General features: G+C 46.0%; 4 protein-coding genes and 2 pseudogenes. 3 read left to right on the top strand and 3 right to left on the bottom strand.

All coding sequences use genetic code 11. The features are described from left to right. Nucleotides 1-43 precede the first annotated feature (43 nt). From QUA80_RS34050 to QUA80_RS32670, 3 genes and pseudogenes are all read right to left on the bottom strand, one after another. Nucleotides 44-652: pseudogene (locus QUA80_RS34050) on the bottom strand (response regulator transcription factor). Between the two features lie 167 nt (nt 653-819). Continuing rightward, complete coding sequence (locus QUA80_RS32675; protein WP_333429069.1) at nt 820-1,560, bottom strand: sensor histidine kinase; 741 nt, start codon at nt 1,558-1,560, stop codon at nt 820-822. Between the two features lie 5 nt (nt 1,561-1,565). Then, nucleotides 1,566-2,015 (bottom strand): hypothetical protein, encoded by a 450-nt coding sequence (locus QUA80_RS32670; RefSeq protein WP_333429066.1) that lies wholly within the window; start codon nt 2,013-2,015, stop codon nt 1,566-1,568. Nucleotides 2,016-2,466: 451 nt separating this feature from the next. On the opposite strand from QUA80_RS32670, the gene QUA80_RS32665 reads away from it, so the two are divergent. From QUA80_RS32665 to QUA80_RS32655, 3 genes and pseudogenes are all read left to right on the top strand, one after another. Next, complete coding sequence (locus QUA80_RS32665) at nt 2,467-2,916, top strand: hypothetical protein (RefSeq protein ID WP_333429065.1); 450 nt, start codon at nt 2,467-2,469, stop codon at nt 2,914-2,916. 299 nt (nt 2,917-3,215) lie between these two features. After that, nucleotides 3,216-5,060 (top strand): efflux RND transporter periplasmic adaptor subunit, encoded by a 1,845-nt coding sequence (locus tag QUA80_RS32660; protein WP_333429064.1) that lies wholly within the window; start codon nt 3,216-3,218, stop codon nt 5,058-5,060. Nucleotides 5,061-5,171: 111 nt separating this feature from the next. Further along, nucleotides 5,172-6,722 (top strand): annotated as a pseudogene (locus QUA80_RS32655) (IS5 family transposase). Nucleotides 6,723-6,795: the final 73 nt, after the last annotated feature.

The raw sequence follows: 6,795 nt of genomic DNA, 5'->3' as shown, positions 1-6,795 counted from the left end.
TCACCCTTGTCTCGGGTGATTCACTTTTACCCCCTCAATCCGACTATGTGCCAGTTTGGGGTGCGGAATGTGGGCTCAAAATATTCGTTACGTAGTTCTTTACCGTGTTTTCCGACAAAAATAAGGTTTGAGCAATTTCTCGGTTGTTCGCGCCCGAAGCTATTAAACGCAAAACTTCTAATTCTCTGGGCGTGAGTTGCTCTAATTCTGGCGGAGAAACAACCGTCGGATTGGTTACAGCAGGAGTCATCAGGGCTTTCTCAAATCATCCCGGGCCGAGTTGCGTATGTCCTTTATAAACAGCGCGAATCGCTAACGCAAGTTCCTCGGGTTCGGTATCTTTGAGCAGGTAGCCTTTTGCGCCCAGCCGCATTGCTTGACTGACATATTCATCGTCATCAAATGTGGTTAAAACCAGCACTTTTGTATCGGGATAAGATTGGGCGATCGCCCCGGTTGCTGCTACGCCATCCATCACGGGCATCCGAATATCCATCAGCACAATGTCGGGCTGTAGGATGGGAATTTTTGCGATCGCCTCCTGTCCGTTTTCAGCTTCACCAATTACCTGCATATCAGAATAGCATTCCAGAATACTCTTGATTCCCCGGCGAATAATATGCCGATCGTCCACTAGCAAAATCCGAATCATACAACCATCCTCATATTAATTAGCGTGGGGAAAACAATCTATTTTTAATAAGGTTTTTTAGGGCGGGCAAGATGCCCACCCCACAAGAAATTGATTCTTTGTGGAACAGGCATCTTGCCTGTTCATTACAATATCTCGGTTTAAACCGCCGGGTTTTCTGCCGAGTTCTATATGTTTTGAGAGGGCAAAGAAACCGAAATCCGGCAACCGTTTCCAGACTTGCTGTAAATCGCAAATTGACCGCCTGCCGAGGCCACTCGTTCCCGCATTCCCTGGAGTCCGAATCCAGTGGTATTTTGTGCAGGGTCGAAGCCTTTGCCGTTGTCAGCAATCGACAAATAAATCTGTCCTGCGTGTTGCTGCAACCCAACTGTCACCACCGTTGCATCAGCGTGTTTGTGAATATTTGTGAGCGATTCTTGCACAATTCTGTAAAGTGTTGTATTGATTTCCTGAGATAGCAGAACTGGTAAGCGAATCGAGTTGGAAACTTCGATCGCAGTCATGCGCTGAAAGTCTTGGAGAAGTTTGTCGATCGCACTTTCGAGCGACAATCCTTGCAAAGGATTCGATCGCAACACCGAAACAGATTTGCGAATTTCTAACAAAGCTTCCGATCCGAGTTGTTTCGCCTGTTTCAGAAACTCCAGCGCTTTCTCATCCTCCGATTTCCAGAACAATAGGGCATTATTGAGCTGAATCGTTTGAGCCGCGAGGGTGTGTCCGAGTCCGTCATGGATTTCGCGGGCAATCCGATTGCGTTCCTGCAAAGTTGCCTGGTCTTCAATTCGCAGTGCATAATGGCGGAGTTGTTCGTGAGTTACGGCTAATTTATCGTGAGCGATTTCTAATTGCTCTCGGCTTTGGCGTTTCGCAATCAACGCATTAATTAACAATAAAGCGAACACTAATGTCAAGCCAAATAATAACACATTGCTAAATCGCCATTCCCAAACAGTTGCAATGACTTTTTCAGGTAAATAGGTTTTAATAACAGTAGCGAGCTATAGGAAAGCAGGGCTAAACCCAAAACTGTCACCTGCCCCGGCTTACGGAAGATCAGACAACTCCGCATCAGCAGCACGAGAAAAAGCAAAAAGCTCGATCGGCTCGATAACCCTTCCCGGACAATCGGCAGCAAAATCAAGCCAAATTCTAGGGCTGTAAATAAAACTTTTCTACCTAACCGAACTGTTGGCAAACGCAACCCGATCGCGCCGAAAAGTGCGATCGCGCCAACCCGTAACAGCGGCGACCATAGCGACTGAAACGGATGCAGCACTTCCATCAAGGCAGCCGTCGCCAGCAGCAGCCACTCCAAATAAAGCAACAAACGAAAGGACGGATAGGTCAAGCGAATCATAGAACTTTTCCCCATCAAAAGCTGGAGCGATTCAAGCAAGGTCGCTGACCTAATTGTAGAAGGTATCTTGGAGTCAAAAAACACGTTACCCCCTTGTGTTCAGAAGGAAGTTCGGCAACGCGCAGTGAATCGGGATTTAACGGATGAATGTTGAGGGAATTGGTCATCGGTCATCGGTCATTGAGCAATTCTCCCACTCTCCCACTCTCCCACTCTCCCGCTCTTCCCGCGCTCCCCTTTTGCCATAACAAACAAGTTATGTGTAGCAGCTTAGCGAATCTGCCAACGATCGCGCTAGAGCCTTTTCGGCTGATTTTGGCATTTGGGACTAGGAAAAAAGTCACAACCGCAAAGTGCTTTTTGACTGGTCAAGTTAGGAGTCTTGGGTCATGCGCTGGCTGATTTTAGCCTATAAGATTTGGTGGTGAAGGTTAATTAGAGGCAGTAAATCATGAAAAGAACAACGATCGCACCAGCATTTCTCCTCGTCGGTGCACTTTTGATTGGCGGTTTGTCTGCTTGTACGCAATCCAATGCCTCGGAAGCTACCCTACCTGACACCACGGCGACCAATCCAGTAAGTTCCGATCGAGCGAAGGCGGATTCTGCTTCCACTCAAACTGCTCAACCTGTCGCGGCGACTGGAATTCCAAGTTCAGCGCAACCGAAAGCAACCGATGCAGAACGCGCACAGAAACGCGAGGAACTTCGCAAACAAGTCGAAGCGGTGTTGACGCGCGAGCAGGTACAACAGTTAGAAACGAAAGTCAAGGCAGGTGAAAAAATGCGGAAAGCTTTGTCCGAGCTAAATCTCACCGCCGAACAAAATACCAAAATTAAAGACATTCTCAAGACTGCTTATCCTCGGGGACAAAAGCAGTCTCAAACAAGTTCGCAATAACGCTCTGATTGGGCAACTTCCAGTGCGAAACTGATACAAAACTTGCGCGGGTTCTCCGGGCTACTCCACAAGAAAATTGATGTGTTGTGGAACAGGCATCTTGCCTGTTCTTGGGAATGATAAATGATAGAAAAGGTTAGTTACAACTGAGATGTTGCTCACCTTTTCCACCATTTTTAATAAGCCTTTTACTAACAGGCAAGATGCCTGTTAGACAAGAAAATTCATCTCCTGTAGAACAGGCCGGAAAGCTTGTTTTTGAGAAGAGTGCAAGATGTTAGTTACAAAAAAGGTTTGTGATGCTAGATGAAATGATTAGTGAAAGTCGGAATGGCACTCGCCCTAAAGTTTCTGACGAAAATCTGAAGCTGAACCAGCAACCGACGCACAACGTAGAAATTGTTAGCGAAACTCCAAAAGAAGCTCTCCGCGAAGTTTTTCAGGAAGCTCCAACATTGCCGGAGAGCGAACCGGCGGAAAGTGTTGCAGCCAAACAAACGACGGAAAAGGTGCTGGCGAAAGGGCGGATTGCGCTGTTTGTGCTGGGGTTGCTGCTGGTGGGTGGGTTGGGATTTTTGGTTTGGGTGCGATCGACTGTTCCTAAAGCGGAAAAACCGAGCCGCAGCGGCAGACTGCAAGTGACTCCGGTGACAGTGGCAACAGTAACGAAAAAAACGGTGCCGATACAGTTGCAAGCGATCGGCAACGTGCAATCGAGTTCTATTGTCTCGGTGACACCACAAGCTAGCGGGCGGATTACAGGAGTTTATTTCAAGAAAGGACAAGAAGTTAAGAAAGGACAACTGCTGTTTTCGATCGACGATCGCTCTCAAACTGCCTCGATCCAGCAAGCTCAAGGAATCGTAGCAAAAAGCCAAGCACAGGTGCAACAAGCCACAGCCAACCTTTCTAAAGACCGAGGAGTTGTCGAACAAGCCAGAGCAACCCTGGACAAAGACCGAGGACTTGTCGAGCAAGCTAAAGCTACTCTGGACAAAGACCGAGGACTTGTCGAACAAGCCAAAACGACTCTTCAAAAAGACCGAGGACTTGTCGAACAAGCCAAAATGACGCTCGAAAAAGATCGAGGTGCTGTTAAACAAGCGATCGCCACCTTGACCAAGGATCGAGCTCAAGCACAATATGCCGAAGCCCAGAGTCAGCGGTACGCAGAGCTCTACAAACAAGGAGTAGTCAGTCAAGATCAAGCCCAACAATACGCTACCAGCAGCCGAGCCGCTGCGGCAACGGTCGATCTTGACCAGCAAGCGATCGCCAATGCTGAGACGGCGGTGAAGAGCGATCGCATCGGCATCGCCAATGCTGAATCTGTCGTCAAAGGCGATCTCGTGGCGATCGCCAATGCTGAGACGGCGGTCAAAAGCGATTTAGTAGGGATTGAGAATGCTGAGACGGCGGTCAAAAGCGATTTAGTGGGCATTGAGAATGCTCGGGCTGTCGTGGAAGGCGATCGGGCCGCGATCGAGGGTTCTCAAGCTGGGTTGAGTGCAGACGGCGGTGCCTTGAAAAATGCTCAGGTGCAATCATCCTATACCAAGGTCTATGCGCCGATCGACGGGCGTGCCGGAAATATTCTGGTGACGATCGGCAATGTGGTGCAAGCAAGCACCGACAAACCCTTGGTGACAATCTCCACAATTAATCCAATTCAAGTTGCCTTTTCGGTGCCTGAATCCAACCTCCCAGACATCCAAAAATACGCAGAAAACGGCAAACTTAAAGTTGATGTCACCTTTGCCGGAAACAATCGTCCGATATCGGGAACCTTGTCATTTGTGAACAATACGGTTGACAATGCCACTGGTTCAATTCAACTGATTGGCGACTTTAATAACGCAGATGGCAAACTTTTTCCAGGTCAATTTGTTAGCAAAACTCTAACATTAAGTCAACAACCAAATGCGATTGTTGTTCCCTCACAAGCTGTACAAACAGGGCCGAACGGACAATTCGTATTTGTCGCCCAAGAAGACGATACAGTCGAGAATGTGCCTGTAGTTGTCAGCAATACAATCAACGGCTTAACTGTTATCCAAAAAGGTCTGGATGCGGGTGATGAAGTTGTCACCGACGGACAAGCAAATCTGGTTGATGGTAGGGTAGTGCTAAATAGGGCTTGCTGAATAATCGATCGCACGTTACGTGGCGAAAGGTTAAGAGAGCGTGCGCTCGATAGTAAAGTGCAAGATTGACTGGTAAAATAGGTCAAAACCCGTGCATCACCATCTACGAACGTGTACCGAAAAGTTGAGCTTGCTCTTAGTTCCCCATCCGAGTTTGAACTGCCCTTCGGGGGAAAGTTGTCAGCAGACAACCGTTGGGTAAAAATGGCATCACTCATCCCTTGGAATGAATTTGAAGCAGAATATGCTAAAAATTTCCCTACAGAAAAGGGCGCGCCAGCCAAATCTTTTCGGATGGCATTGGGGGCATTAATCATCAAAGAAAAACTGGGCATCAGCGATAGGGAAACCGTAGAACAAATCCGCGAAAACCCATACCTACAATACTTTATCTGTCAATTAACATACAGTAATGAACTGCCATTTGACCCATCACTATTAGTTCACTTCCGCCAACGGATCGGTGCGAACCTAATCAATAAAGTGAACGAACGCACAATAGAAAAAATTCTAGAAACCACCCCAAGCCCACCCGAAAAAAAAAAGGATTCGGACGAAAAAAATGAGTCATCAAATCGAGGAAAACTGATTGTAGATGCCACCTGCGCCCCCGCCGACATCAGCTATCCGACCGACATAGGACTATTAAATCAAGCCCGAGTTCATAGCGAAAAAATCATAGACATCCTCTATAAATCCCTCAAAAATCCAATTCCCAAAAAACCCAGAACCTACCGCAAAAAAGCCAGAAAATATTACTTATTCATAGCCAAACAAAAACGACCTTCTCGCAACAAAAGAAGACAGGCAATTAAAAAACAATTGCAATATATCAAAAGAAATTTAGGTCATATTGAACAGCTAATAGACTCAGGTGCCTCCCTAATAAGTTTGCTCAAAAAGCAATATAAAACCTTACTAGTAGTCACAGAAGTCTATCGGCAACAGAAGAAGGTTATTTGAAAACAATAAACAGAGCATATCGGACAGAATAGTAAGCTTAAGCCAACCTTACATCCGTCCTATAGTCAGAAGAAAAGCCGGAACAAATGTATAATTTGGAGCAAAACTGTCAGCCAGTTGCTTTGAGGGGTATGTATTTTTAGACCGAATAAGCTGGGATAACTTTAATGAATCAGGGGACTTAAAAGCACTCATTTGAAGCCTATTATAGATTCACAGGATACTATCCTGCATCAGTTCACGCAGATCGCATTTATCGTAAAGCGTGAAAACCGAGCATGGTGCAAAGAAAGAGGAATTAGGCTGAGTGGACCTCCCCTAGGAAGACCTCCAGCAAATGTGAGTAAAGAAAAAAAGAAGCAAGCCGCAGAAGACGAAAAAATTCGTCAGGCAATTGAAGGAAAATTTGGACAGGGTAAACGAAGATTTAGCTTGAACCGAGTGATGGCAAAACTTAGTAATACTTCCTCTACAGCCATTGCAATTACTTTTTTAGTAATTAACCTTTCTACCTGGTTGCACCGGGTTTTTTTGTGTGTTTTTATGCCGAGCAGACCAAACAACACCTGTTTTGAGATTGAGAATAAAGTTCAATTATATCTGAAGCAAATTAAAACAGAAAAACTTATATTAAATCGAGCTAGAGGATATCCATCGCTCCTGCTCTTGGTTGGCGATCGATTATTCAGCAAACCCTAAATAAGTAATGATGTATTGTAATGATGGATGAAATACCAAATAGCACCAATATGGTTTTCTAACGACTTTGAAA

The sequence above is a fragment of the Microcoleus sp. F4-D5 genome, assembly GCF_036704885.1.
GTDB lineage: Bacteria > Cyanobacteriota > Cyanobacteriia > Cyanobacteriales > Microcoleaceae > Microcoleus.
The sequence above is the reverse complement of the archived record's forward strand: the minus strand, read 5'-3'. Positions and strand labels throughout refer to the sequence as shown.